Annotated in this window: 2 pseudogenes; both read right to left on the reverse strand. The window is 74.3% G+C overall.

Annotated features, from left to right (window positions below):
- Positions 1 to 296, reverse strand: a pseudogene (locus tag FHN55_RS23995) (LLM class flavin-dependent oxidoreductase); the annotation flags it as partial.
- Between the two features lie 2 nt (positions 297 to 298).
- A pseudogene (locus tag FHN55_RS24000) lies at positions 299 to 775 on the reverse strand (LLM class flavin-dependent oxidoreductase); the annotation flags it as partial.
- Between the last annotated feature and the right edge of the window lie 131 nt (positions 776 to 906).

Here is a 906-nt window from a genome sequence, read left to right on the forward strand (position 1 = left end):
CCAGCCCCGCTCGCGCCCGAGGGTGTCCATGACCACCTTGTACGGCCCGTAGAAGGTGTCCACGGCGGCCTGGGAGGTGTCCGCCACGAAGCCGTGGCTGTGCGAGGCCACCGGGAGGGCCATCGGGTCGTGCCCGCCCTGCACCGCGGCGCGGTGGAACAGGTCCACCAGCGGCGCGAAGCGCTCCGGCTGCCCGCCGATGATCGCCAGCGCCAGAGGCAGCCCCCGCACGCCCGCCCGCACCACGGACTCCGGGTTGCCGCCCACGCCCACCCACACCGGCAGCGGCTGCTGCANNCAGCGCCGCGCGGTGCTTCCCGCTCCACGTGACGGGCCCCTCCTGCCGCAGGGCGAGCAGCAGGTCCAGCTTCTCGGTGAACAGCTCGTCGTAGTCGGCGAGGTCGTAGCCGAACAGCGGGAAGGACTCGATGAACGAGCCCCGCCCCGCCAGCACCTCCGCCCGGCCCGACGACAGCAGGTCGAGCGTGGCGTACTGCTGGTACACGCGCACCGGGTCCTCGCTGGACAGCACCGTGACCGCGCTGGTCAGGCGGATGCGCCGCGTGCGAGCGGCTGCCGCGGCCAGCACCACGGCCGGTGCCGAGGAGGCGTAGTCGGGCCGGTGGTGCTCCCCGAGGCCGTACACGTCGAGGCCCACCTGGTCGGCCAGCACCACCTCCTCCACCACCTCCAGCAGGCGCTGGTGGGCGCTGGGCGCAGCGCCGGTCGCCGGGTCGGGGGTGATCTCCGCGAACGAGCTGATGCCGATCTCCACCCCCCTGACGCTAGGTCACGGGTCGGTGAGATCACCGGAGGATCCGCCCACGGCGCCCGCCCCGGTGGAGAGGATGGGGCACGTGCTGCCCCTCACGCGCGTCCGCCGGGCCCAGATCGCCGCCGCCGGCG

Source organism: Streptomyces sp. NP160 (assembly GCF_006335115.1).
In the GTDB taxonomy this organism is placed as follows: Bacteria; Actinomycetota; Actinomycetes; order Actinomycetales; family Quadrisphaeraceae; genus Quadrisphaera.